The organism is Streptomyces luomodiensis (assembly GCF_031679605.1).
GTDB lineage: Bacteria > Actinomycetota > Actinomycetes > Streptomycetales > Streptomycetaceae > Streptomyces > Streptomyces luomodiensis.
Genome location: NZ_CP117522.1, coordinates 2115741 through 2141181, shown reverse-complemented (window position 1 = coordinate 2141181; position 25441 = coordinate 2115741). Strand labels below are relative to the sequence as shown.

Here is a 25441-nt window from a genome sequence, read left to right as displayed (position 1 = left end):
TTCGTGAACCCCGCATTCGGAACTACTCGTCTAGGGGTGGATCACGTCCGCCATCAGCGTCTCGGCCTTGTTGATCGCGATGACCTGTTCCTTGGCAGGCGGTGTCTTGGCCTTGACGGACACTGTGGCCAGGTCTCGGTTGTCGCCCTCGGTCTCCATGACGCGCAGCGAGTCGCCCTTCTCTCCGAGGCGGACGAGCACCGTGCGTCCGTCCCCGAGCAGTCTCGGCACGCCGTAGGCTGTGTCTCCGTCGGCGCTCACCAGGGTTTGCCCGGAGATCGAACTGTCGCCCTTGAAGGCCAGGACAGGCTCTTTCTCGGAGCCGAGCAGGAATCGTTCAGGGGTGATGTCTGTGGACACGCGTGAAGGAGCGATGACTTCTCGTGGTCTGTCGTCGCCGTCGACGCTGACGACTTCCCAGGTGTCTCCGTAATCGGGCAGGACGAACCGGTCGCCCATGGCGTCAAGAACCGCAGGTCCGCACGAGGTGGTGTCGGCTCGGTAACTGCGCAGAACCCGTCGGTCCGCCACTCGCACCGTCTGGTACAGGGCGTTGGCCGAGGACTCGCCGTCCCCCTGGTGGCAGGTGACGGCCACGCTTCCGTCCCCCGACACACCGCTTTCCCGGCCATCCCTGACGAGGCGCCGCCGCGTACCGGTTCGGATGTCGACCGTGTCCATCGCATCGGTTTGGGACGCGGTGGCCCCCATGGCCACCAGTGTGGTGTCGTCCGGGCCGAACCAGATGGACTTGATCCCGGGGATGTTCTTCGGCAGGTCGTGCCGGCGCCCCGTCTTCGGATCCCAGACACGTACTGGGAACGTCGCGGAATCGGCCGCTGCTTCGACGAGGTAGCGGGACGTGCGCGAGAAGTCGATCAGCTTGCGCAGGTTGCCCCCGTCATCCGGCTTGGCCTTTACCGGCGGGCCTTTGAGCAGATGCGCAGGCCCGACCGGGTACGGCGCCGTGGGTGTGACATCGTGCCAGACAACAGCTCGGTCCTCGTCGCGCACATAGGCGATGCGCTGGCCGTCCAGACTGACCGTGGGTTTCAGGACGTTGGGACGAAGGCAAAGGTTGACCTGGCGCACCTTGCCCTGCTTCGTACGCAGGAACAGGGTCGCGCGCCGGGTATCGGAGGTCGCCAGAGTCACCGCGCCGTTCGCGCTCATGGCGACGCTGTCGATCTTTCCTTCGACGCCCGACAGGATCCATGCCTTTTCCTTGACCGAGGCGTACCGGCGCAACAATGCGTTGCGGAGCGCCGGGCTCACTGCCGGCGTCCTCGAGGATGCGGCGGGCCAGCCCCGGTTCGTAGGAGACACCGGGGACGCGGTCCACGGGGCGGGTGATGACGGCGTGGAGCTGCTCCTGGGTCATCGGGGTCAGCGGCAGGACGGCTCCCCGTTTCAGCACCGGGCCGAGATGCTCGTGGCTGAGGGCAGCGTCAATGAAGTCGGCGCGCAAGGTGAGCAGCACCCGCATCCCGGCGGTGCGCCGGGCGGGGAAAAGCACCGACAAGAGGGCCGTGAGGTCCCCCTCGGGCAGGTCGAGCAGAGCCTCGGCCTGGTCCAGTACGACGAGGAGGTCGGTGGTGGCACTGCCGGTGAGCCGGTGGACCGTGTCCGCGAGGCCTGCCCCGGTCAGCCAGGTGACGACCCGCTCGACAGCGATGGCGCGCGGGGGCCCGAACCGTTCCTGGCGTGCCAGTTCGAGGAGCTCGACCGCCAGGGCGCCCACCGGACGGGAGGTCCGGCCGCAGTGGACGACCACCACCTCGTGGCCGGCACGGCGCATGACGGGCGCCACTCCCGCGAGGGCGAGGGAGGACTTGCCGCACCCCGAGGGTCCGCACAACGTCACCGCTGCACGCTCCCCGCGCAATGCCCTGACCACGGTCTCCGTGTCCTCCTCGCGGCCGAAGAAGACGTCGGCGTCCTCCTCGCGGAAGGGCTCCAGACCACGGAAGGGCGTTGGGACCGGGAACGCCTCGGCGAGAGCAGGGATCTCGTCGGCGAGCGCCCCGAGGTGCAGCATGTACGCCTGCTGGTCGTCCCGAACCGGCTCCGCGGCCACGATCATGCCGACGACGGCGCCGAGGGCGTTGTCCCAGACCGGGCTGCCGCTGAAACCGCCGGTGACACGGACCGTCTGCCCGTCGGCCCGGGACAGCTGGACCCAGCCTCTCCCCAGCAGGGCCGAGGAGACTGCCCCGCTGCCACACGGGCCGGTCGGAGCGCCCGGTGAAGCCGACGATGCGGGACCCGTGTTCCCACAGACGCCGGGACAGGCTGGTCGGCAGCGGCCGCGCCCCCGGTGCCGGTGCGAGCAGCCGAAGCACGGCCACATCGCCGCTCCGGTCCTCCCGGATCGGTACCCAGTGCGCCACCTCTGCTGCGATGTCATGCCCCGGGGCTCCCGGCCCTGCGAGGAGCGGCATATCGAGGGTGACACGGGCCCCGGCAAGCACCTCGGTGTCGCGGGGTTTCCCGAGCGCGTCGCACACCACATGGGCGCAGGTGAGGACGGGCCCGTCGCCGACGAGGAATCCGGTACCGGCAGAGTCGCCGTGCCCGTCCCGGAGGCGGACCGTCCCGGCGGCGAGGACGGTGTCGGCGTCCTCGTGTTCGCCGCGCCCGGCTCCGGCCGCAGTTCGGCCGGATTCGTTCTCGTCGTACACGGGGCCTCCTCGGAGCGGTAACGGGAGCGGGAGGGTGCTGGCAGTGCGAAGGCGGGCCTCGGTCTGTCCCGCGGGACTCAGCCACTGGAGTCGGGGCCGCCCGCCGGACCTCGGCCCGCGGAATCCGGGCCGGGTACGGTTTCCGGCACCGCGTCCGAACCGGCGGGGCTGCTGTGCCAGGTGAGACTGACGGAGAAGTTGGCCTCCGCAGAGGAGCCCGCGACGAGGACCTTCGCGTCGGCGGAGAGGGACTCCGTTCGTTTCATTGACATTTCACTCAGAAGTCGTACGTTGGGAGCGCTCCCATGGTGTCTTTCAACTGGAAGGAGTTCCCCCACGTGCGCAAACAGAGCCCATTAACCGGGCGTTCCCGGTCGGCCCTCCGCCGGCCTTTCCAGGCGCTCGCCATGCTGTTCGCCGTGGTTGTCGGCGCACTGAGCTGGTCGGCCCCCGCCCAGGCTCACGGCTCCGTCGTCGGCCCCGCCTCCCGCGCGTACCACTGCTGGGAAAAGTGGGGTGGCGACCACATGAACCCGGCCATGCAGACCGAGGACCCCATGTGTTGGCAGGCCTTCCAGGCCAACTCCGACACCATGTGGAACTGGATGAGCGCGCTCCGCGACGGCCTCGGTGGCCAGTTCGAGTCGCAGACCCCCAACGGGACGCTCTGCAGCAACAACCTCTCGAGGAACGCCAGCCTGGACAAGCCCGGGCAGTGGAAGACGACCACCGTCGGCAACAACTTCTCGGTGCACGTGCACGACCAGGCGTCCCACGGTGCCGACTACTTCAAGGCCTACGTGAGCAAGCAGGGCTTCGACCCCAAGACCCAGACCCTGGGCTGGGGCAACCTCGACTTCATCACGCAGACCGGCCGCTTCGGCCCGGCGACGGACTACACGTTCAACGTCAGCACCTCCGGCTACACCGGACACCACATCCTGTTCGTGATCTGGCAGGCCTCGCACACCGACCAGGCCTACATGTGGTGCAGCGACGTGAACTTCGGCTGAGCAGGGGAGCGCCGCACACGGCACCGGTCTCCGCCGGGCGCCGGTAACCCGCCGCCCGGCCGGCCGAGCTCCGTCGGGGCAGGGGACCCATTTGGTCACCCTGCCCCGACGGGGCTTCCTTCGCTCCTGGTGGGAACGCGCCCGACTCCATCGCCCGAGCTCTCGCGAAGGTTGTCCGCTCCGACCTGATCATCATCGACGGCATCGGGCGCCTGCCCGCCTCCCCGGACGCCGCCGAGGGCTTCTGCCGCCTGGTCGACGCCCCCTGCGAGCGACGCCCGACCGCGGTCAGCAGCAATCTCCACCGCTCCGCATGCGGATGCCCAAGATCCCGGCCACCGCGACGGTCGACCGGCTCGTGCACCACGCTCACATGTCGTCACCCAGGGTGACAGCTACCGGCTCACCCGGGCCACCAGCGGACAGGGGGTGAAGTTCTCAGCTGACCGAACCGGCCGAAGGCGGGGAAGTATCCGGCCGTACCGGGGAGAACCCCGAGACCGACAGTGGGGCGAGCTATTGGACGTCGCTGGGGGGTTCGAGGAGGCCGTTGGCAAGCAGGGAGCGGAAGCCGGTCAGCAATGCGGTGAGGCCGACCTCGAACTCGTCGTCGCTGCTCACCTCCGCGAGGGTGTCGGCGTGCTGGACGAGCAGCGGGAAGGCCGCGGCGTCTCGGGAGCGGTACAGCAGGCGTCGGTGACGGCTCTCCTCGGGATTCGACATGTCCAGGCCCAGGTTGAGGTGCACTGAGCCGATGACGAAGGTGGCCAGCGACGATGCGGCGGCGGACGCGAGCCGGGGGCTGAGGCCGGCGCCGATGAACAGTTCGAGGGAGTACTGCACCCCGGCCAGCGAGTTGGGACCGAGCCGCTCGGTCCCGCGAAGGAGCGAGGCCACGCCGGGGTGCCGGAGCAGGTGCTCGCGGAACCTGCGTGAGGACCACGCCGCCTTCTCGGCCCAGTCCAGGTCGTCGGGCGGGGCCGCACTCGCCAGGCCGACTGCCCGGTCGACCAGCAGGGTCACCAGTTCCTCACGGTTGCGCACGTGGCGGTAGAGGGACGCCTGCGTGCAGCCGAGCGCATCGGCGATGTTGCGCATCGTCAGCGCGGCTGCCCCACGCGTGTCGAGCAGGTCCATGGCCGCGTCGAGGACGGCATCGAGCGTCAGTGACCTGCGCCGCCGCTGCCGGGCGGGTTCGCTCTCCCGGGCAAGCCACCAGGCCGCCGTGCCCGGCCTCGGTTCGGTCCGCTGGCCCTTCTCCGGGTCCGCTGGCGGCGGCTCGCCTGCCGTGGCTGTCGTCATTGGTTCATGCACCGGACAAGGATAGGCGTTAGGCGAACGTCTTTCACTTAACATAAGCTAACGGCGTTCGCATAACGGAAGGTCGAAAGGTCACCATGCGCGCAGTACGCAACACCGATCAGGGCATCCTCGTGGTCGAGGCCGACGAACCGGAAGCGCCCGGGGTGCGCCTCACCGTCGCCTCGGCGGGCATCTGCGGGACCGACGTGAACTTCGCGGCCGGTGGCGTCCAGGGCTACACCTACGGTCACGAGTTCGCCGGCACCGCGGCCGACGGCCGGTGCTACGCCGTCGAGCCCACGGTTTACTGCGGAGAGTGCGACCAATGCCGCGCCGGCCACGTCCAGCGGTGCATCGCCCCGGAGCACGGAACGCTCGGGATCTTCCGGGACGGCGGCATGAGCGATGCCGTGACGGTTCCCGAGAACATGCTTGTCCCGCTTCCGGACGGCCTGGACGTACGCGACGCCTGCCTTGTGGAGCCGGCGTCGGTGGCCTGGCACGGTGTCCGCAGCGCGGCGCTCACGCCGGGGGAGCGGGTGGCGGTCGTCGGCGGCGGCAGCATCGGGCTGCTGGCCGCGGCCGCGATCCGGCAGCGCGGCTTTGACGTGGATATCGAGGTGCGCCACAAGCACCAGAGGATCGCGGCGGAACGCCTCGAAGTCGGTTCGGCCGAAGGCGCCTACGATGTCGTGATCGACGCCGCAGGCAGCGAGGCCGGGCTCGCCCGGTGCGCCGAGCTGACCCGCCGCGGGGGGCGCGTCGTGCTGCTGGGCGTATACCAGCACACCGTCCCCATTCCAGGCGTCGTCAGCCTGGTGAAGGAACTCACCTACGTCCACTCCATCGCCTACAGCCGGCACGACGGCATCCGCGACGCCGAACAGGCCGCAGCGCTGCTCGCCGGCAACCCCACGATCGCGCAGACCGTCATCACCCACCGCTTCCCCCTCGACGAAGCCGCAGAGGCCTTCCGCGTGGCCGGTGACCGGGCCTCCGGAGCCATCAAGGTCGTCCTTCACCCCTGACGGCCGTCCGCTCAAGACGCACGCCCTGCCCGGGGCGGACTGACCAGCAAGGTGCCCCTGCGCTTGCCGAGAATGTCATCCGCCCCGGTGGGGGCGGCGCGTGCGGTGTAGCGGAGGTCGGTCGGCGAAGTCGCCGGCACAGGCGCTACTGTCCGGGCGGCGTGCGTGCGCCCGATGCGCGGTGCGGAACTCCAGGACGCCCGCGGCTCGGCCTCACCCGTTCGCCAGCGGTTCGTTCGCGGGACGTGAGTGAAACGTTTCCAGAACGTCAGTGGCCCCGGGAAAAGTGGTGTCCACACCGCGGGAACCGCCCAAGAGAACTCCCGCACGAAGCTCAAGGGAGAGTCCGATCATGCGTACGTCCCGGATCCGTACCACCGCCCTGGCCGCCGTCACCGCCGCGCTGGCGCTGGGCCTGACCGCCTGCGGCGGCGCCGACGGCGACTCCAAGGCGGCAGGCGGCGACAACACCACCGGCACCACGCAGAGCCGGTCCGCGTCCAACGGGGACGGCAAGGGCGGCGCGGAGCAGGCCGACAGCGGCGGTGACACCAAGGCGGACACGACCGCCCCGGGCGGGTCGGACCAGGTCGCGAGCAAGGACACAGCGGCCGACGCCCAGGAGTGCCGCGGCGATGAGCTGCTGGTCACCGCGGTGCACCGGTTCGCCGGGCAGCAGGGCGACCACCTGCTGATCACCGCCTCGAACGAGGGCACCGCGCCGTGCTGGGTCACCTCCTACCCCGCCGTGAAGCTCGGCGACGACAACACCGCACTGCCGCACTCGACGAAGGACAACCCGGGCGGCGACCAGCGCATCACGCTCCAGCCCGGCGGCAACGTGTACAGCGCGGTGAACCTGTTCGACTACGGCTCGGAGAACCAGACGGCGGACGGGCTCGCCATCGCGCTGCGCGGCGCGGACGGCCACGAGAACCCCTTCTACTCCGTCGTCATGAAGGGTGAGAAGCAGCAGTTCAGCTGGAACGAGGCCGACGTGCTGAACTGGAGCACCAAGAAGCCGTACGACATCTGACGGCCCGCCGGCCAGTGCGGCGTCATCCCGGACATGCCGCACCGTCGCGGGGCTTGGGACTGCCGGCGTGTGGCCGGTGGACTGGTGCGGATGGAGTGGGCGGCGGGGCGCCCGCCAGCGCGGCGGCGAGAGTGAGGAACGCGGCGAAGGCGGTGGCGGCCCGAGCGAGGACGGTTGAGCAGGTGGCACCGTCCATGCGCGCGAGTTCTCCGCTCCCGCTCATCCAGCCCGGGTGAATCGGTGCTCAAGCCTCTGATCAGCGGGCCGGGACGCGTGGAACGGTCGTCGACAGGTTGGACGACACGGGCGGTTCCTGGGAGGGGGAGGGGGAGGGACTGCGAGGGGGCGCGTGGCGCAGCGGCGCAGCGCACCTTTCGCTTACCTGACCGCCCGTGGGACAGCCGGCTTCATGACATCGCGAAGTTAGCCTGTGGGTATGTCAGAGCGTGTCATGCCCGGTCGTACGGACGGCCTGCTCACTCTGGGTGCCGCGGACGCTCTGTGGGTCGCCCTGACGGCCGACAGCGCCGTGCCGACGACTTCCGGGGCATTTACCTGCTCTCCTGCCCATGCCCGGGCGGGGTACGTCCTGCTCGGTGGCCACGTGGTGGCGACGGTGAGGGCGAACCGGGGGCAGTGGAGTGTTCCGGAGGCCGAGGTGTGCCGGGCGGCCGCGGAACTGAACGCGGTGGGGATGGATCGGCGGGATCTGGTCCGTATCGGTCCGTTTCGTGCGGCGCCCAGGCAGGGGTCCGACGAGGAGACGCCGCTGCGTTGGCGCCGGCGCGTCACGCGGGAACTGCAGGAGTCGGGCGGCCCCGGGCGGGCGGCAGGAGGTGAAGTCGGCCGGCCGTACCATCTGGCGGGGATCGACTGGCGACAGATCCTCGTGGAGCGGATCCGCGACGGGACGCGGACGTGGTGGCTGCCGCGTGCCGTGGTCAGGCTGCTCGACGCGGCCGAGCACGCCGAAAGGCAGTGGGTGCACGCCGCGCGGGCCCGCCAGGCAGGCACAGCCGCCACCGAGCCGCCCCTCCGCCCCCGGCAGGCCCGTGACGCCGACGGTCGGCACACGACGAGCCCCGAGGGCCACACCGCCTCACCGCGCCCGTACGGCGGAGAGCTGGAAGGCCAGCTGTACTCGGTGCTCAGCAGGAAGCCCAGTACCTCCCGCAGGGTGGCCGGTTGGGCGTGCGCCGTCTGTCGCACCGCGCCCGCCGCCGTCCTCGACCACTGCCACGAACACGGCTACGTCCGCGCCCCCGTCTGCCAGTCCTGCAACACACAGGAACGCCCCGACCACCTGTACCGCAACGACATCCGCGTGGCGAACCGCTACACACGCCTCTTCGGCACCGGCGCCGACGACTGGCTCCGCCACTGGCACCGCTGCCCCGGCTGCCGCGCACCACCACCCTGCCCCTGCCGCACCTCGCCGCATGGACCGCCCACATAGCCTGCCGATCGCTGCGCCCGACCCACCGCGCCCCCGGCGGGCGCAAGCCCTGCGGTGTCCTGCGCGTGTCCTGGACGGGCAGTCAGAACGCGCCCCGTTCCTGCCTGCTCACTGTCGCCGTCGATTTCTGTCCCTCCGGCGAGCACCGTGTCCTGGCGCGAGTCCCCTACCGCGAAGCCGCCGAGCGGTTCGGTGTCTGGTTGGCCGAGGCGGCTCCCGCTGTGGCCGCCGCGGCCGGTCCGGACCGCTTGGACGGACTCCCCGCCCAGTTCCGGCCAGTCATCGCGGACACCAGCGGCGAGGGCCTGGCACTGTTCTGAGCGGGCACCGGCAGACCTGACACCCCGACGTCACCTCGCAGTTGCCGGTCCCGACACGGTCACCCCGCACGCCCAGCGCCATGCGCGGCGACGTGACGTGTCGGCCCGTCGAGTGCTATGTCGAGGTCGGTGGGTGCGGCGAGCGGAGCACGAGCAGGGTGATTTCACCGGGGCCGAAGACGCGGGACGGCGGGCCCCGGAAGCCGGTGCCGCGGCTGGTGGAGAGGAGGGTGCGGGGGCCGTGGTGGCTGAGGCCGGCGAGGGCGGGCTGGTCGATGCGGACGAGGTGTGGGTGTCGGTGATGAGGGCGACGCGAAGTCCGTCCGACCCGGCACCCGGCCGGGGGAGTTGCACGCCGAGTCGGCGCACGCGTGGCACGCGGCGCGCCTGGACCCTGCCCTTGCCGGAAACCTCATCCGTGCAGGTCAAGCAGCATGCCGGTACTCGTGGAGGATGCCGCCGAGGCGATCGTGTCGACGTATGTTGAGGTGGGCTAACGTGTCCGGATCGTCGATCGGTGGGGGCAGGGGGTGCAGAGGTCTGGCGTTGGCAATGCCTTGGTGCGGTCGGTGTCCGTTGTAGAACTGCTCGAACTCGCGCAGGGTATGGAGTAGGTGTCGCTGGTTCCAGATCAATGTCCTGTCCAGGAGCTCGCGACGACAGGTCTGTATCCAGCGCTCCGTGATCGAGTTCATTCGTGGCATCTGGATGCCGCTGAGCACGACGTCGATCCCCGCGTCGTTGAGGACGGCATCGAAGAGGGCGGGGAACTTCCCGTCCCGGTCCCGGATCATGAACCGTGCGCGGCGGCCGAGGTCTTCGAGGTCCATGACGAGGTTTTTCGCCGCTTGCGCTACCCAGGATGCGCTCGGATGCGCGGTGGCGCCCAGGACGCGGATCCGGCGACTGCCGTGTTCGATCACCACGAGCACGTACATCCGCATCCCCGACAGCGTGACTGTTTCCATGAAGTCACAGGCCAGCAGGGCATCAGCCTGTGCGCGAAGGAAGGTGGCCCAGGTACTGGAGTTCCGCGCGGGTGCTGGGGCGATGCCGGCCTCCTTCAAGATCTCCCAGACAGTGGACGCGCCCACTTCCACCCCCAGCACGAGCAGCTCACCGTGCAGGCGCCGGTACCCCCAGCTCGGGTTCTCCTTCGCCAGCCGCAGCACCAGGATGCGGATCGAGCGCACGGTACGCGGTCGGCCAGGGCGTTTGGGTTGGCAGGAGGAGGCATGGCGGCGTGCGACGAGGTCGCGGTGCCAACGCAGTACCGTGTCGGGGCGTACGAGCAGCCGTAACCGTCGCAGGACGTGCAGGGGCAGCCGGTGCAGCAGCGCTGCCAGGTACGCCCGATCGCTGGGTGTGAACCGGATCTTGTCCTTGCCGAGTTGGCGTTCCAGCACGGTGATCTGGTGGCGCAGGGTGAGGATCTCCGCGTCCTTGTCCCGGTCGGTCATCGGCAGCAGGCGAAGCATCGCGAACGCGTTCGACACACCCAGGTAAGCCAGTCGCAGCAGCACGATCGATCATCATGACGCGCTGACAGCAGCTGCGCCAGAGCGTCGGACCGAGCGACCGCGGCCAAGATTTCGGGAACCCGAAGAAGCGGTCCCCACCAGGGCGGATGAGATTTCCGGCAAGGGCAGTGATGACGGCCCCCAGCCCGCCCTCGCGCGGGTCTGTCCGTACTGGTGTTGTGACCCCCCAGAGTGATGACGGCCAGGGACAGGACGGGGGTCGTCATCCGGCACCACCGGGTTGCGACCCCTCCAGGGGTGATGACGGCCCTGGGCCCTGGCGTGGTCCCGGTACGTCGGGTGGGCGTTGCGACCCCTCCAGGGGTGATGACAGCCTGCGGGCACCAGCACGTCCCCGAAAACGGCCACGGGTTGCGACCTCTCCAGGGGTGACGACGGCCGAGGTGATCCTGATCGACGCGGAGCGCATGCGCATGTTGCGACCCCTCTAGGGTGGATGACGACCCGCCGATCCGCCCTCGGGTGACGCCCATCGCCTCGAGTTGCAGTCCCTACAGGGCTCGTGAGGACCAGTACGCCGACGAGATACTGATGGGCCACGAGGGCGCGTTGCGAACCCTCCAGGGTTGATGAGGACGGCGCTCCCACCGGGTGGAGCGTCTTCCTGCACGAGTTGCGAACCCTCTTGGGTGGATGATGACCAGTGCGGCGCTCGACCTCGTCCGCATGGACACGTTGCGAACCCTCTTGGGTGGATGATGACCCGACGGTAAAGCCGCAGGTCATTGCCCTGATGGTTCGCAGCCTAGAGGGCCATTTTGCAGCGATCCAACGATAGTGCATCTGCGCAGGTCAAGGCAGTGCGCGCGGTGACTGGCGGCCAGGCTACAGAGCTCGTCTCACCAACCTACGAGGGGTGATGAGGACAAGGTGACCCGCAGGGGCCTTGGTACAGCGGCATGCGGTTACGAACCCACCTTGAAGGTGGTTGTCGCTGTGTGTTGGCGGCCCTCTTCAGGGGCGATGGGGCGCAGCGCGCGCAAGGCAAAGCGCGTACGTTGTGACCCCTTGATGGGGTAATGAAGGGTATGAAGGTTTCAAGCTGCGTGCCCTGATGGGCGCTGATTCTAGCGGCGGGTTCAGCGGCGGACTGTGCCGAGGCCGTTTTCCTTGTCGTATTCAGCGTTGATGATGTGGACCTTGAGCTTGTCGTCCCAGGTGGTCTGGGTGTTGCCTGCGATGGGGATGAGGAGGTCTTCTGCGAGGAGGCGGCCTGGGCGTCGGCCGTTGTCGGTGGCCAGGCGTCGGGCGTATTCGTCGCGGTCTGTTGTGAGGATGGCTTCCTTGCCGTCGAACATGGCGTCGAAGTCGTCTTTGAGGTCGGAGCGGTCGCGGAAGGGTTCGGTCCAGGTCAGGAAGGCTTCGGTGAACCGTTCTTTGAAGTGTTCGAGCTCGGTGCGCCAGCTCGCGCCCCATGAGCCGTCGGTGTTGGCGTAGATCTCATTGAGCCATGTGGTGATCATGGCTTCGTCGATGATGTGACCGTGGTGGCGCTGGAGGATGTTCCAGGCCAGGGCGACGGGTTGTTTAGGGTAGACGCCGTCGGCGAAGAAGCCGGGTTCACCGCGGCGAGGCATGTACTGGGGGGTGTGGACGGTGACGTCGGCCGGTGGGCGGGCGCCGCTGCGGTTGACGCGGCCGAAGCGTTGGCACAGGGCGTCCATGGGGGCGCAGGCGGTGTGGATGCTGTCGAAGTCGACGTCGAGGGAGACCTCGACGGTCTGTGTGGCGACGAGGATGCCGCCTTTGCGGTGCTGGTGGCCGTTTTTGTAGCGGCGGCGGATGCGGTCTTCGATGTCGGCGCGGTGATCGCGTCGGTATCGGGAGTGGAGCATGATGGCCGCGTCCGGGTCGTTGTGGATGTGGCGGGCGATGGGGCCGAGTTCGCGGTAGAGGGCGCGTGCGGTGGGCCGGTTGTTGGCGACCACGAGAAGGGCTTCGCCTGCTTGGAGTCGGCCGGTCATCTCGGCGATGGCTTCGGGTGAGCGGAGGGTGTGGGGGCGGGTGGAGAGGCGGTGCCGGCGGGGGAAGACGGTTCCTTGCGGCGGCTCGATTAGGTGCACCTGGTGTGTGAGGGCTGTGTGGATGGCTTCTTGGAGTGCGTCGGGGAGGGTGGCGGAGACGATGGCGAATCGGCCGCCGAGGCGTTCCCAGAAGCGCATCATGGCCAGGATCATGCCGAGGCGTCGTGGGTCGTAGGCGTGGAGTTCGTCGAGGATGAACAGGGAGTTGGCGGTGTCGAGGAGGACGCTGGAGTGGGCGGGGCCTGCGAGGGTGCCGCGCAGGGGCTGGTAGGGGGTGCCGACCCGGATCAGTTCGCGGAAGAGGCGGGTGGCGTTCTCCTGGGCCAGTGACTTGCGGGCGGCGGCCAGGGCCTGGGCGTCAGTGGGGCATTCGTCTTCCAGTGCCCGGCTTAGGTAGTAGGAGGCCGCGTGCGAGTGGGAGACACCGATTTCTCCCTGGGCGTGGAGGTCGCTCTCGAGGCGGCGGACCATGGCGTTGATCGCGGCGAGGTAGGGCAGGAGATAGAAGATCCGGGGTGTGCCTTGCCCGGTGGCGGTCATCTCCTGGAGGTTTCGCAAGGCCCATAGGAGTGCGGCCTCGGTTTTGCCGGAGCCGGTCCAGGCGCGGATGAAGACGTGTCCACTGATGCGCGCTGCCTGAGCCTGGTGGGGGCGGAGCCGGTGCCCTTGGGAGGTGAGGCGGTTTTCGAGGCGGTCACGGTATGCGGGGGTGAGGGGGTGGTTCTGGTGGACGGGTGTGTGGGCGGAGGCCATGCGGTCGGCCATGGTGACTCCGCCTTGCAGGAGGACAGCGGTGATGCCGTGGATTTCGGCGTCAGGCTCCAGGAGTGGCCATTCCCACTGGTCGAGGAGTTCACCGAAGAGTGTGTGTGCGTCCTTCACGAGTGTTTCGGGGGTGAGGGTGGGGCATGGCCCGGCGGGGATGAGACCGGTATTAACAGCGGTGGTGTGCAGCCAGTCGGTGAGGTCTTGAACCGTGTCCGCGTCGATGGGACCGAACTTCTTGGCGAAGTCCTCCGCAGTGGCGCGGTTGTAGATCGGCAGCAGTGCGTGGCGGCGGCCCCTTTCGCCGGTGAGAGGCAGGTGGTGGGTAACGACTCCGGTGGCGATCCACAGAATCTCTTCCTCCGGGAGTGCGGCGAGGACTGTGGGAAGGAAACCGAGGGAAAGAACTTCGTGCCGTTCGCCCCATATTTTTGGGGGATCGTTGGTGTTGCCGATCTGGCGTTGGAGACCTTCTGCGGCCTTGCCAGTGTCATGGAGGAAGCTGGCGGCCCGTAACCAGAGGGGGAACCGCGGGGGCAGGCCGGGGATGCACCCGATGCGTGCCGTAATGGTGTCCGCCCGCCGGAGTGTGGTCAGGGAATGAGCCGTGAGCAGTTCGCCCTCGGTTTCGCCGTAGCGGGCGCTCTTCGCACGCAGGGGCCGGCCGTCATACATGCGTGTCCTTCGCGGCCGCGTGCGTGGGGTGCACTGGAGGGAGCAGGATGAGGGCCTGGCCGGCGTCGGTGGTGTAGTCGGCGGTGAGGGTGGCGTCGGTGCCGGTGCGGGCGTAGCGGTAGGTGTCCCAGGTGGTGCGGGAGCGGTCGAGGGTGGTGGCGGTGGGCAGTTGCAGCTGATCGCCGTTGTGGAGGGTGCGTGGGTCGGGGGCGGTGGTGTGCGGGATGAGCGCGTGGCCTTGAGTGCCGGTGCCGCCGTGGGTGAGAGGGACGCGGCGGGTGCGGGCGGTGGCCAGGTCCTGAGACCGGCCCAGGCGCAGGGGCCAGACGGGTGTGCGGATGGCGGATTCCCACATCTCCAGGTCGGTGGTCAGCCACACGGTGAGGGTGACGTTGGTGAGGAACTCGCGGTCCTTGATGGTGGCGTTGCGGTAGGCGGCCTTTGCGGCGGCGGGGTGGTAGGTCTCCAGGTCGGCGCCGGAGCCTTGGGCGGTGAAGGTCATGGCGAAGCGGGTGTTCTCAGGGACCTGGTCCCAGGCGCCCGCTGTGGCGGCGAGCATGCCGCCCACGGTGCTGGGCGGCGGACAGGGCAGGCCGACTTGGATGCCTTGGTAGAGAGGGTTGCGGAAGCTGACGATGGGGGCGTTGACGGTAACTTCAAGGGCCTCGATACGGGTCACCGGTATCTCCTGACGGCCGGGATGCGGCTGGTGGAACAGGCTTCGGGGAATGCCGTTCCCGTGCTGATCCCTTGCGGGCGCATGAGTGGTTGCCTGGCTCAGTCCTGGTACCAGGCGTCGTGCTGTCCGGTCTCGATCGCGGTGGCGAGGTTCTCGAGGACCACGCGGGGGTGGTCGATGACCAGGCGGTCACTCTTGATGAGGTCGTCCAGGTCGGCGCGAGCGGTCTCGCGCTGATCACCGAGGAAGCCCGGAGCCCACCCCAGGTAGACCGTGCCGTCGATGAGGTCGGACCAGGCGTCGATCTCTTCGCGGAGCGTGTCGGTGAAGAACCGGATCTCACCCTCGACAGGTGCCAGGATCCGGGTGAAGGGCTGGTTGCCGCCCTGGATCGGGGCGAGGAGGATCAAGGCCGGCGTGCGGTCTCCGTAGTGCGCGGCCTGGCTCGCGCCGCCGTGCATGGCGGCGATGGTGCGCAGGAGAACGGCGACACGGCGGCGGCGTTCTGGGAGGGGCAGCAGGAGGCCGGAGGTTCCCCGGCGGGTGGTCTCGGTGCATCCCGCCTGGAGAGCTTCCTGCACGGCCTCGTCCGACAGGGCGGCCTTGCGGACGCCGCCGTCCTGCTCGAAGAACCCGACGCGGGCGAGATCGAGGCGGAGATCCCCTTGCAGGGCGGCGGTGTAGAACTCGTGCTCGTGGAGGATGGGGTTGGCGCCGGTGGGCAGACCGCGGTTCATGGTGCCGAAGTCGCGGGTGGGCCGTTCGGGCGCGATCGAGACGAAGGTGCCCGTGGACAGGACGGTATCCCGCATGTGGGTGCCGGTCTTGGTGGCGGCCATGTAGCCGAAGAGGTCGTCGTCGGTGTACCGGTCGGGGCGGCCGGAGGTGTAGGCCTGCTGCTTGGCGTCCTTGCCGTTGACGAGGACCGGCGAGGGGGTCTCGGTTTCGGGGAGGCTGTCCCTGAGCATGCGGCGCCACCACTGGGCGGAGCCGTAGGGGTAGGTCTTGCCACCGGTGCGGTGCTGCTTGACGGGGGTGACGTTGCCCTGGTCGGCGGTGCCGCGTCCGTTGTTGGGAGCGCCAGCCTGGATGTCGAGGACGGCCTTGCCGGTGAGGTAGATGCTCACAGTCAGTCGCTCTCTTCCTGGTCGTTGGTGTCGAGGGTCGTGAAGTCCTCGTCGGTGGTGGTCTCGTCGGTGGCGGTGACCGTGGCACCGCGGGCGCACAGTTCTTCGAAGACGGCGACGAAGAGCAGTTCGCGGGCGCTCCAGGAGGTGTTGCCGGAGTCGAAGAGCACGCGCCACTGGGGAACGGTGATGAAGGGTTCGTTCGCGGCCTCGGCGGGGCGCTTCTTGGCCCAGTCGGCGATCTGGCTCCGCAGCCAGCCCTTGAGATCGTTGGGCCGGCGCGTGGCCACGACGAACTTCTTCAGCCGCTTGTCGTCGTCGGCGGTAACGACGTCGGCGATGCGGCGGGCGATGGTGGTGACGTGTCCGACATCCTTTTCCAGCACGTGCAGGACCTCCGTGAGATAGGTGCGGATCAAGGGAGCCAGGTGCGGCACCGCCGCCGGGATGCGGCCCGTTTCGGTGATCTGGTCGCGCAGCCACCCGCTCGCCCGGGACGGGATCTGATCGGGCCGGTTGAACGCGCGCCAGGCGAGCATGCGCAGTCCGGAGACCTTGGCGGTGGCCTGGGCACGGGCAAGGAAGCGGAAACCGGTGCGGCGGTGGGTGTCCGAAGCGGTGGAACGCAGCCACTCGGCGAGCGGCTGGCCCATGTCCTCCACCCGGAACTTCATGTCCCGGGTGCTGTTGCTGAACTGGATGGCCTGCACACCGGCGGTGATGCGCTTGTCCCACCAGCGCAGCGCCCTCAAGGCGGCGAACTCGACAGGGAAGGCCCCTCCGCCCTTCTTCAGGTCACCGCGGACCATCATGTGCCGCTGGTTGTTGGGGACGGCGGCGGAGGTGGCGCGGGCCATGAACCTCTCGTCCCAGGAATGGAGCCCGTACAGGACACCTCCGCCCGCGGTGAAGGCGTAAGGCAGAGCGTGGAAGCTCGTGACACAGGGAAAGCAGAGCGGGGTCCCCTGATGATCCGGGGCCGTGGTGTTGCGGTGCTCGACACTGGCGCCGAGAGGGATGTCGACGTTCCCGTACCAGTCGCAGGCGGGGCGCCCGCACAGCGAACAGGGAACACCCGGCCACGCCTGCGCAGGCGGCACACTGCGCCAGGCGGCGATTCCCTCAGGGGTGCGCTTGCTCTTGTAGTGGAGCGCGCAGTTGGGCCACAAGGTGTACGAGAGGCCCAGGAGGTACCACCCGGCCTGGCCCTTCGCCACCGTGCTGGTGGCGACAAGGTCGCGGATCATGCGCTGGACGACCTGGTCGAACTGCTCCCCGGTGACCTTCTCCGGGTGAGCGGCTTTCGCGATGGCGGCGATCGCGTAGGCGCCGGCTCGCTGGAGGGGATGCGGGGTGAGCCGGAGCTCGTTCTGCGTGAGGTGGTCTGTCATCAGGGCAGCACCCAGCCAAAACCAGCGGATGTGGCGCCACCGATACCCGCGGACCACAGCGCCTGAAGCGCCGCCGGTGCACCCGAGACATCAATCTCCACCGGCGCCCCGGTCTTCTTGCCCCGATGGACCGTACCGGACGCATCACCGCCGTGACCGACCACGGAGAAGGACCGCTGAGGCCCGATCCAGGTGATCGCCTCAAGAGTGACCGTGCCGTGCCCGAAAGTCTCTGCCTTCCGGCGCAGGCTGTGGCCCAGCGCGACGTCGAACCCGGTATCGCCTGGGAGAAGCCACGTCCTTCGGATCCGCTGACCGTCTGGCGACCGCAGGGACTCGCTCTGGACCGTGATGGGGTTGGCGGTCCGGAACCGCGCCCTGCCGGAGGCGAAGGCAGGCGGCTCGACTCGCGTGACACCCTCGATGTTCAATGCCACACCGCCCCAGTCCAGGATGGGGATCATCGCGAAGTCCTTGGCGAGGGCCTCGACGATCTCCTCGACCGGGCTGCCGAACTCGAGCGTGCCGGTACCTCCGGCGACATACGTGCCGCGAGCACGAACAGGCTTGGGAAAGACCGGGGCGCTGTGACCGAAGGGCGCCATGCGGTGTGGACCCCATCCGGTCTCGTGGACCTTGGCCCCGAGCTGCGGCGCCTGACGGGTCAGCGCGGCGTAGACGATCGCCCGCCCCGGCGCGATGACCTGATCCCACGGGATCTCCTTCGCCCTGGTACTGACATGGACGCGTAAGCGCACGTCTCCTCCTTTCTGCTGGTCAGCGGGCACATGTGTGTCCGCGAAGAGAGCTGGTTTCGGTACGAGCTTTCCCTTAAATTCCTGACTGAGGCGGTATGTCTATCACACTCCAAACCACGCATGCGGTAGCCATAGGTGAGGATCTACCAGTAGCCACTGACAACGGTCGGTATCGATCAGGTAGACGCCAAAAGCAGTCCCGCACAGTCAAGTTGGGACAGGCTGTCGGAGGAGTGGGGTAGCGTCAGGGTCGTCGCCCTAGGGGAGCCTGCGAGCGCATGGCGACTTGACAACCTCACACCACTCATTACCCCTGTATGGGGAACCAACGGCGCATTCACCTGTTATCCATGCGGCTGGCCCGCGACCTCTTCAGCCGAGGAAGGTTCGCAACGCGCCGACAATGACCGGTTTGGGGTCTATCGCCCACATCCTCATCGCAGCGCGACATGATGGGCCGCCTAGGCGATGTGGAGCATGTCCTCATCAGCCCCGGTGGGTTGGCAACTCGGTCGGTGCCGTGGGCACCGGGCCATGGACCCGCGGTCCTCATCAGCCCTGGAGGGTTGGCAACCTGAGCACTTCCTTCACCTTGAGGTGCTGAGCCTCCGTCCTCATCAGCCCTGGAGGGCTCGCAACGCGAACGACATTGCGCGCCCGATTTCGCGGGGCTGGTCCTCATCAGCCCTGGAGGGCTGGCAACGCGGTGGCGGGCACGGCGGTGATGCGGGGCCGGGCGTCCTCATCAGCCCTGGAGGGCTGGCAACGGCACCTCATGGGTCGTCACGACGTCTTCTTCCCTCGTCCTCATCAGCCCTGGAGGGCTGGCAACAAGGAAGCCGAGAAGACCACCGCCGCCGCGCACCGGGTGTCCTCATCAGCCCTGGAGGGCTGGCAACTCGATGGTGTACCGATGGCACAGGGGAGATCCAGGAGTGTCCTCATCAGCCCTGGAGGGCTGGCAACCGCGACGCTGCGCCGGACGTCACCCGCTCACACGCCGTCCTCATCAGCCCTGGAGGGCTGGCAACGCGGCCCGGGCGAGCAGGGCGTACCCAGCGGTGACGAGTACTCATCAGCTCTGAAGGGATGGCAACTTGCTCATGAGCGACATGGTAGATCGACCCCCTCGAGTCCTCATCATCCCTGGAGGGCTGACAACAAGAGGTGATCGACCGCGCGGCGGTGAGCACCGTGATCCTCATCAGCCCTGGAGGGCTGGCAACCGCGACGCTGCGCCGGACGTCACCCGCTCACACGCCGTCCTCATCAGCCCTGGAGGGCTGGCAACGCGGCCGGGCCGGGGGTGAGCGCCAGCAGTGACCGGTCCTCATCAGCCACGGAGGGCTGGCAACGCCATGACGGAGGACAGCTCAGCGCGCAGTGCGGGTGTCCTCATCAGCCCTGGAGGGCTGGCAATGCGTGGGGGAGCCGGTGCATGCCCAGCAGGGTGCCGCGTCCTCATCAGCCTTGGAGGGCTGGCAACATGCGCTGATGGTGTACACGCTCTCGACGTGGCACGGGTCCTCATCAGCCCTGGAGGGCTGGCAACACGCAGGTTCCTGTCTATTCGAGCGACAGCGAGACCAGTCCTCATCAGCCCTGGAGGGCTGGCAGCGACTTGGCCTTCACGCCCTCCACGCCCTTGACCCAGTCCTCATCAGCCCTGGAGGGGCGGGCAACGCCCGGAGTGGACCGCGAGGGACCCGTCGGCCTGCGGTCCTCATCAGCCTTGGAGGGCTGGCAACATGACGATGACGTCGAAGTCGGTTTCGAGGGGTTCGCGTCCTCATCAGCCCTGGAGGGCTGGCAACCCGGGCTCCGGCAGTGGGCACCAGCACGCCAGGTCCCGTCCTCATCAGCCCTGGAGGGCTGGCAACGTCACCAGGGAGACGGGATGACGGACCGCGCCGCGTGTCCTCATCAGCCCTGGAGGGCTGGCAACACGGGCCGCTCGGGCTGGTCGAAGTGGTCATCGTCCGGTCCTCATCAGCCCTGGAGGGCTGGCAACGGCCAACATCGAGAAGGCAGTGCGCCTCGGGATCCCGGTCTTCATCAGCCCTGGAGGGCTGGCAACTTCGTCATCCGCATGGCCTCTTGGAGCAGGCAGGCGGGTCCTCATCGGCCCTGGAGGGCTGGCAACACAGCCTCCCCAAGGTTGCGGACGCGACCAAGACCCGTCCTCATCAGCCCTGGAGGGCTGGCAACTCGCGGGCAGCTCGTACGGCGTGACCGGCGGAACTGTGTCCTCATCAGCCCTGGAGGGCTGGCAACTGGGTGCTGCGGGAGATGCCGCGCCGTCCCATCCGCTGTGTCCTTATCAGCCCTGGAGGGCCTGCAACTCACCGCGGGCCTGCTGGTCCTGGCGTCTCGCTCTGCGGATGAGTTGCTGCTCCTGCGTCGTCAGCTGGTTGGCTCGGGGCAAGGTGGTCCGGTGGCTCCGTCGCTCACCCGTCGGCAATTCCCAGGTCTGCCCGCATGGAGGCACGCAGCTCATCAAGATCATTCATGAATCGAGTCGTGGCTTCTGCGTACGCGGGTGTTTCCCTGGCTGATCCAGCAACGGTGAGATCTCGCAGCGTGCGCAAGGACTGGAAGGCCGCTTCGGAACGGGTGACGGTTCCGGCAGGCGCGGTGATAGCCAGCTGATGACGCAGGGCATAGCACGGGGCGAAGGCGTCGTGTGATTCGACGCCTCGATTGGGGTCGGAACGACGTTTGCTGGTGTGCCGGCCGAACGTATGTCGCGCATGATTGAGTGCGGTCAGGTACTCGCTGTATAGCTCGCGGCGCACAGCCGATATGTTCGCGGCCCGCTCGCGACTTGCGCGACTGCGTTCCACCAGCAGGGTCGAGGCCATGGCAATGAAGGCACCAAGCAGAGTTGCGGCCAGTGTTGTCCATTCCATGGGGAGAGGCTAGAGACGCCAGCTGTCACAGGGCCAGGGGGGAAGCTCTGGCGGGGCAGGCAACCGAAAGCGATCTGTGCTGTCGAGGCGGCGTCTGGCAGGCGCAAGACGCTGACCGATAGAGCCCATCGGCCACCGCTCCGTGCAGTTCCCGTCAGGGTCGCCAAGGCTCGGATCTGCGGGTGTGTGTGGGGGTGCCCCTCAGCGAGGGCCTGTGGCTGTGCTTGTGGGAGCACTGCGTTGAGAAGTGACGAGTCGTGTACGGCGTCGTACAGACCTTGACGGCGCGGCAGATCTGCGAGAGTCTTAAAGTGGAGCATAAAGGGAGAATTGCCGCGCGGCTGGGGGTCAAGGGGTCGCAGGTTCAAATCCTGTCGTCCCGACCAGCGTTTTCGCAGGTCGAAGGCCGTTTCCGCGGGTAGCGGAGGCGGCCTTAACCGTTTCCGGGCTGGGAGCAATGGGGAGCCCTCTGGGAGCCCTCGTGCTCCCAACTCGCAGACGTGTCAACGGTGCCCGATTCGTCCGTCACCCGATCCGGTAGATGTACAGCGCCGTACCGCGCCCCTGCCCGCCGTCGTCGACCGTGGGCCCATGCGGTCATCCCATCGATTAAGGTGCTCTCTGCATCGAGAGGCATAAGGACCCCTTGTCGGCTCTCGACCCCCTTTCGAGGGGGGAGCGTGATGTCGTGCTCCCCATGCGACAGGGGAGAGGTCGCGGTCTGACGACCTCGGACGGCCCGTCTCCGCGGGCAGTCGGCGCTTGGGAGTCCCGGTCGCGGGATGCCCGCAGCGTCAAGGCGAGGCAAAGCCCCTTGGCGTCCCCCGGTAGATAGGGCACTCCCAGGGCGTGAGCGCCGTATCCGGCTGTGGTGCGCGGTGGCGAGCAGTCCGCAGAGGCCTCATCGATGGCAAAACCGTAGCTCGACATCCCGCCCAAAGACCTTGAGCCCTTTCCAACCTCAGTTTGAGCATGTCAGGTGCAGCGGGAGGACGGCCTGGACGAGGCTGGTGATACGGCTGGTAGAGCATCGCAGTTTGCGCATGAGCCGCCAGGTTTTGAGGGTGGCCATGGCCTGTTCGACGAGTGCACGGATCTTCGCGTGTGAGCAGTTGACGGCCCGCTGACCAGGGGAGAGAGTCTCCCAGCGCCCCCAGTAGGGAACTCGCACGGTGCCGGCGGCGCCCCGGTAGCCCTTGTCGGCCCAGCATTCCACCCCGGCCCCGCCAGGGCACCGATGATGCCGTGGGTCCGCGCGGCCTTGATGTCGTGCACAGATCCCGGCAGCGCGGGCGAGGCCCACAGCAACCGTCCCGCCGGGTCGGCGATCACCTGCACGTTCATGCCGTGCTTCTTATGTTTCCCGGAGTAGAAGGGTCGGTCGGCGGCGATCCGGTCGATCGGCAGCAACGTGCCGTCCAGGATCACGAAGGCCTTGCCGGAGGCTGTCCTCACCGCCTCGGCGAGGGTTGGAGCCAGAGCGGCCAGGATGTCGACGGCCTCGGCGATGTACCGGTAGGCGGTGGTGGTGCCCACACCGAATCCGGCGGCGAGCTGGGCGTAGGTATGGCCGCATCGTAGATGAGCCAGCACGAGCAGCGCCTGCCGTCCGGCGGCCAGCCGGCGCCATCGTGTCCCTTGCGCAAGACGATGTGCGGTCAACTCACGGGCGAGGAAGCGCAGAGTTGAGGTGGACGGATCGACCCCGGCTGGGTAGACAAGCATGCGGAAAGCTCCTGGCAGGACGGCTCGGACTCGACACGCACCCGTCTAACAGGAGCTTCTCCACGCCCGGACCCCGCCCTCACCCCCAGTGGCCCTGCTCCGCACGCAGGTTGAGGAAACCTCAGTGGGTGTTGGCGTGAGGGAGCGCGCGCGGAAGTGCTCGGCGCCGATCACGAGCGCGGGACGGTGGTCGAAGCGACACCGATCCATTCGTGTCCGCGTCGTGCTCGGCTACCTGCGAGCCGGGCGCGAGCTGGATCCGGTCGAACTCGCGGCTCAGGGCCGACTCGGACTCCTTCCGGTGTGCTCCGCTGTGTTCAGCGAGGAGCAGTAGCGCCCGGGGACTCTGCGCCCAGGAGCGTGAGCAGCCCGGGGAATCTCTTCTCGATGTCCGCGCGTCGTAGTCGGATGCCCTTGCGGTTGCCGTAGTCGATCTCGTCAATGAGACCTGCCTCGCGCAGGACCCGGAAGTGGTGGGTCTGGGTCTGCTTCGAGATCGGAAGATTGAACGAGTTGCAGCCCCGCTCGCTGTCGCTGCGGTCGGCGGCCAACTCCGTCATCACCGAACGACGGTGCTCGTCGGCGAGGGCGCGGAACACCGCACCCAGATCGAGCGCATCGGCCTCCGGGCCGACCAGGTTCTTCCCGGCCACGCGGCACCCCCTTCAGGTACGACTTGAATCGTACCTGAAGGTTGTGCTCCACTGAGGTACGAAATCGATGGTACCTGGCCGGTTGCGCTGCCCCGTGCCGCCGCTCCCTGAGACCCAGCCCGGCACTCGCCGGGGAACCTGTTCATCGACACTCCGAGAGGTCATCGTCATGAAGAAGCCCGAGGTGCTGATAGTCGGTGCCGGAATCGCAGGGCCCGCACTCGCGTACTGGCTCTCCCGGAATGGATACCGGCCGACGGTCGTCGAACATGCCCGGCAGCTGCGCTCCGGTGGTAGCGCGATCGTCGTGAAGGGGCCCGCGATCCCGGTCGCCGACCGCATGGGCATCCTCCCGCAGCTCCGCGGACTCGCCACCCGCAATCGGTCACTGACCCTGCTCGACCCCGGCGGCAGGCGAATCCTGCAACTCCCGCTCACCTCGGGCAAGGCTCCGACGGTCGAGGTGACCCGAGCCGACCTGTCCGAGGTGCTCCACCGGTCGGCGCAGACCGAGGCCGAGTTCTTGTTCGACGACACGGTCACCGCTCTCGACCAGGACGGAGGCGGGGTCGACGTCACCTTCCGGCGGTCCGCGCCACGGCGCTTCGACTTGGTAGTCGGTGCCGACGGGATTCACTCCACCGTACGGCGCCTGGTATTCGGCCCCGAGCGGCAGTTCGCGAACGACCTGGGCCTGTACGGCGCGACCGTCCCGTTGGAACCCGACGCCATCGAGGACCCGAACGAGATGACGATGCTGACCGTGCCGAACCGGATGCTGGTCCTCCACCCCTCGCGGACCACTCCGCTCGCGATCTTCACCTTCCGGGCCGCACAGCTAGCGCCCCACGACCGCAAGAACACTGCCCTTCACAAGCAGACCGTGGCTGACGCCTACGCCGACGTGCGGTGGCGGGCACCGGAACTCGTGGCGGCGTTCCTCGACCACCCGGCTCCGTTCTTCGACCCCCTGACCACCGTCCGGATGCCCTCGTGGTCCCGCGGACGGGTCGTACTGCTCGGGGACGCGGCGGCGGCGACAGCCCTGCTGGGCGACGGGTCCAGCATGGCGATGGCGGGCGCGTACGCCCTCGCAGAAGAGCTCGCCGCCCATCCCGGTGATCACGCCCGCGCCTTCGCCGCCTACGAGTCGCGCCTCCGCCGTGAGGTAGGCCCGCGGCAGCGACGCGTCGGTCTGCTCTCCAGGCTCATGGTGCCCCGCACCAGGCCGGGCCTCGCGGTGCGCAACACCGTGGGCCGCGCGGTCGGTCGCACGAACCGGATCGCCTCTCGCGAAGCCGCGAACCGGTAGACCGGGTCCGCACCGACCGGTCACCGGTCGGTGCGCAGCTCCGCGGTAGCTCACAGCCGGGTCGGCGCCGCCACCATGTCCGACGAGCCCGGCTCGGCGTGGCAGGTCATCGCCGACGCGGCAGGTCGTCTGCTGGCGGCCTCACCCACCATTCCGGGCGCTCGCCACGACATGGGTGCTGCCAGTGACTACGCCCCCCCCGGCGACGCGGAGGTGAAGTGCTGGGCGGACAAGGCGTATCGAGGCGCCGGCGGCACCACCCGGGCGCCCGTCCGCGGCTGGCCTCTCAAGCTGCGGCAACGTCGGCACAACAGCACCCACGCCGGAATCCGTTGCCTCGGCGAGCAAGCCATGGCCGCCCTGAAGGGCTGGCGCCTCCCGCGGAAACTCCGTTGTAGCACCAACCGAGTCACTGCCATCGTGAAGACCATCCCCGCCCCTCGTCACGCCTCAACCTGAGGTTGGAAAAAGCTCACTGGGTCTGTTGCCAGGGCAGCATCGGGGTGCTCCTGGTGAAAGGTGCTGGTCATGCCGCAGATGTCGAGGGTCGAGCTGTACGAGGCGATCCGGCGTGACCATCGCGGTGGCATGTCGATGCGGGAGCTCGAGCGCAAGCACGGTGTGACGTGGCGTACGGTTCGCAAGGCACTGGATTCGGCCTGGCCGGAGCCTCGGAAGAAGCTGCCGCCCCGGGCGACCGCTCTGGACCCGTACAAGCCGGTGAGTGACGGCATCCTCCGCGGGGATCTGGATGCGCCGCGCCAGCAGCGGCACAGCGTCACCCGCATCTTTCACCGCCTGGTCGACGAGCACGGGGCGGACGTCTCCTACGGGATGGTCCGCTACTACGTTGCCGCCCGGAAGCCGGAGATCCTGGTCGAGTCCGGCAAGGCCCCGCTGGAGGCGTTCGTCCCGCAGACCTACCAGCCTGGGCACGAGGCGGAAGTCGACTTCGGCGACGTGACGATCCGTCTCGCCGGCGAGCTGGTGACCTGCTATTTGTTCTCCTTCCGCCTGTCGTATTCGGACAAGGCCGTCCACCGAGT

The 25441-nt window shown here is 68.3% G+C and carries 19 protein-coding genes and 5 pseudogenes; 9 read left to right on the top strand and 15 right to left on the bottom strand.

Going from position 1 to position 25441, the window contains the following annotated elements:
* Window positions 1–30 precede the first annotated feature (30 nt).
* The 3 genes and pseudogenes from PS467_RS09040 to PS467_RS42040 all read right to left on the bottom strand — a co-directional run.
* Window positions 31–1275: a WD40 repeat domain-containing protein gene (locus PS467_RS09040; protein WP_432280556.1), complete on the bottom strand. Its 1245-nt coding sequence runs from the start codon at window positions 1273–1275 to the stop codon at window positions 31–33.
* Window positions 1276–1321: 46 nt separating this feature from the next.
* Window positions 1322–2038, bottom strand: a pseudogene (locus PS467_RS42045) (nSTAND1 domain-containing NTPase); the annotation flags it as partial.
* Between the two features lie 220 nt (window positions 2039–2258).
* A pseudogene (locus tag PS467_RS42040) lies at window positions 2259–2507 on the bottom strand (hypothetical protein); the annotation flags it as partial.
* On the opposite strand from PS467_RS42040, the gene PS467_RS09030 reads away from it, so the two are divergent.
* Window positions 2406–2702, top strand: coding sequence for a hypothetical protein (locus tag PS467_RS09030; protein WP_311034822.1), 297 nt, complete (start codon window positions 2406–2408; stop codon window positions 2700–2702). The pseudogene PS467_RS42040 and the gene PS467_RS09030 sit on opposite strands and share 102 nt — an antisense overlap.
* A gap of 56 nt (window positions 2703–2758) precedes the next feature.
* On the opposite strand, the gene PS467_RS09025 is transcribed toward PS467_RS09030, so the two are convergent.
* Window positions 2759–2947: a hypothetical protein gene (locus PS467_RS09025; RefSeq protein WP_311034821.1), complete on the bottom strand. Its 189-nt coding sequence runs from the start codon at window positions 2945–2947 to the stop codon at window positions 2759–2761.
* Between the two features lie 72 nt (window positions 2948–3019).
* On the opposite strand from PS467_RS09025, the gene PS467_RS09020 reads away from it, so the two are divergent.
* Both PS467_RS09020 and PS467_RS42035 read left to right on the top strand, forming a co-directional pair.
* The gene (locus PS467_RS09020; RefSeq protein WP_498076479.1) at window positions 3020–3694 is read left to right on the top strand and encodes a lytic polysaccharide monooxygenase auxiliary activity family 9 protein; all 675 of its coding nucleotides are present in this window, start codon (window positions 3020–3022) and stop codon (window positions 3692–3694) included.
* 137 nt (window positions 3695–3831) lie between these two features.
* Window positions 3832–4129, top strand: a pseudogene (locus tag PS467_RS42035) (ATP-binding protein); the annotation flags it as partial.
* Window positions 4130–4210: 81 nt separating this feature from the next.
* On the opposite strand, the gene PS467_RS09015 reads toward PS467_RS42035, so the two are convergent.
* Entirely contained in the window at window positions 4211–5008 is a 798-nt protein-coding gene (locus PS467_RS09015; protein WP_311034820.1) for a TetR/AcrR family transcriptional regulator, read from the bottom strand.
* Between the two features lie 83 nt (window positions 5009–5091).
* On the opposite strand from PS467_RS09015, the gene PS467_RS09010 reads away from it, so the two are divergent.
* The 4 genes from PS467_RS09010 (at window position 5092) to PS467_RS08995 (ending at window position 8836) form a co-directional block, all read left to right on the top strand.
* Window positions 5092–6024, top strand: coding sequence for a zinc-dependent alcohol dehydrogenase (locus tag PS467_RS09010; protein WP_311034819.1), 933 nt, complete (start codon window positions 5092–5094; stop codon window positions 6022–6024).
* A gap of 352 nt (window positions 6025–6376) precedes the next feature.
* Window positions 6377–7060 carry a DUF4232 domain-containing protein gene (locus PS467_RS09005; protein ID WP_311034818.1) on the top strand — a complete coding sequence of 228 codons (684 nt, stop codon included), beginning with the start codon at window positions 6377–6379 and terminating at the stop codon, window positions 7058–7060.
* A 436-nt stretch (window positions 7061–7496) separates the two neighbouring features.
* Window positions 7497–8516: an endonuclease domain-containing protein gene (locus PS467_RS09000; protein WP_311034817.1), complete on the top strand. Its 1020-nt coding sequence runs from the start codon at window positions 7497–7499 to the stop codon at window positions 8514–8516.
* Window positions 8517–8581: 65 nt separating this feature from the next.
* On the top strand, window positions 8582–8836 hold the full coding sequence (locus PS467_RS08995; RefSeq protein WP_311034816.1) for a hypothetical protein: 255 nt from the start codon (window positions 8582–8584) through the stop codon (window positions 8834–8836).
* A gap of 115 nt (window positions 8837–8951) precedes the next feature.
* Here PS467_RS08995 and PS467_RS08990 read toward each other — a convergent pair.
* The 10 genes and pseudogenes from PS467_RS08990 to PS467_RS08945 all read right to left on the bottom strand — a co-directional run.
* Window positions 8952–9125: pseudogene (locus PS467_RS08990) on the bottom strand (metallophosphoesterase); the annotation flags it as partial.
* Between the two features lie 136 nt (window positions 9126–9261).
* Window positions 9262–10359: an integrase core domain-containing protein gene (locus tag PS467_RS08985; RefSeq protein WP_311034815.1), complete on the bottom strand. Its 1098-nt coding sequence runs from the start codon at window positions 10357–10359 to the stop codon at window positions 9262–9264.
* Window positions 10360–11456: 1097 nt separating this feature from the next.
* Window positions 11457–13841 carry a CRISPR-associated helicase Cas3' gene (gene cas3 / locus PS467_RS08980; RefSeq protein WP_311034814.1) on the bottom strand — a complete coding sequence of 795 codons (2385 nt, stop codon included), beginning with the start codon at window positions 13839–13841 and terminating at the stop codon, window positions 11457–11459.
* On the bottom strand, window positions 13834–14520 hold the full coding sequence (gene cas5, locus PS467_RS08975; RefSeq protein ID WP_311034813.1) for a CRISPR-associated protein Cas5: 687 nt from the start codon (window positions 14518–14520) through the stop codon (window positions 13834–13836). The genes cas3 and cas5 overlap by 8 nt, the downstream gene beginning before the upstream one ends.
* A 98-nt stretch (window positions 14521–14618) precedes the next feature.
* Window positions 14619–15647 (bottom strand): type I-B CRISPR-associated protein Cas7/Cst2/DevR, encoded by a 1029-nt coding sequence (cas7i, locus tag PS467_RS08970; RefSeq protein WP_311034812.1) that lies wholly within the window; start codon window positions 15645–15647, stop codon window positions 14619–14621.
* Window positions 15648–15649: 2 nt separating this feature from the next.
* Entirely contained in the window at window positions 15650–17038 is a 1389-nt protein-coding gene (locus PS467_RS08965) for a hypothetical protein (protein ID WP_311034811.1), read from the bottom strand.
* Entirely contained in the window at window positions 17038–17796 is a 759-nt protein-coding gene (locus PS467_RS08960; protein WP_311034810.1) for a CRISPR-associated endoribonuclease Cas6, read from the bottom strand. Before PS467_RS08960 ends, PS467_RS08965 begins: the two co-directional genes overlap by 1 nt.
* 2447 nt (window positions 17797–20243) lie before the next feature.
* Entirely contained in the window at window positions 20244–20705 is a 462-nt protein-coding gene (locus PS467_RS08955; RefSeq protein WP_311034809.1) for a hypothetical protein, read from the bottom strand.
* Between the two features lie 961 nt (window positions 20706–21666).
* Window positions 21667–22430: pseudogene (locus tag PS467_RS08950) on the bottom strand (transposase family protein).
* A 317-nt stretch (window positions 22431–22747) separates the two neighbouring features.
* Entirely contained in the window at window positions 22748–23083 is a 336-nt protein-coding gene (locus PS467_RS08945; protein ID WP_311034808.1) for an ArsR/SmtB family transcription factor, read from the bottom strand.
* Between the two features lie 169 nt (window positions 23084–23252).
* Here PS467_RS08945 and PS467_RS08940 point away from each other — a divergent pair, with 169 nt between their 5' ends.
* Window positions 23253–24395 carry an FAD-dependent monooxygenase gene (locus PS467_RS08940; RefSeq protein WP_311034807.1) on the top strand — a complete coding sequence of 381 codons (1143 nt, stop codon included), beginning with the start codon at window positions 23253–23255 and terminating at the stop codon, window positions 24393–24395.
* Between the two features lie 75 nt (window positions 24396–24470).
* Window positions 24471–24854 (top strand): transposase family protein, encoded by a 384-nt coding sequence (locus tag PS467_RS08935; RefSeq protein WP_311034806.1) that lies wholly within the window; start codon window positions 24471–24473, stop codon window positions 24852–24854.
* Window positions 24855–25441: the final 587 nt, after the last annotated feature.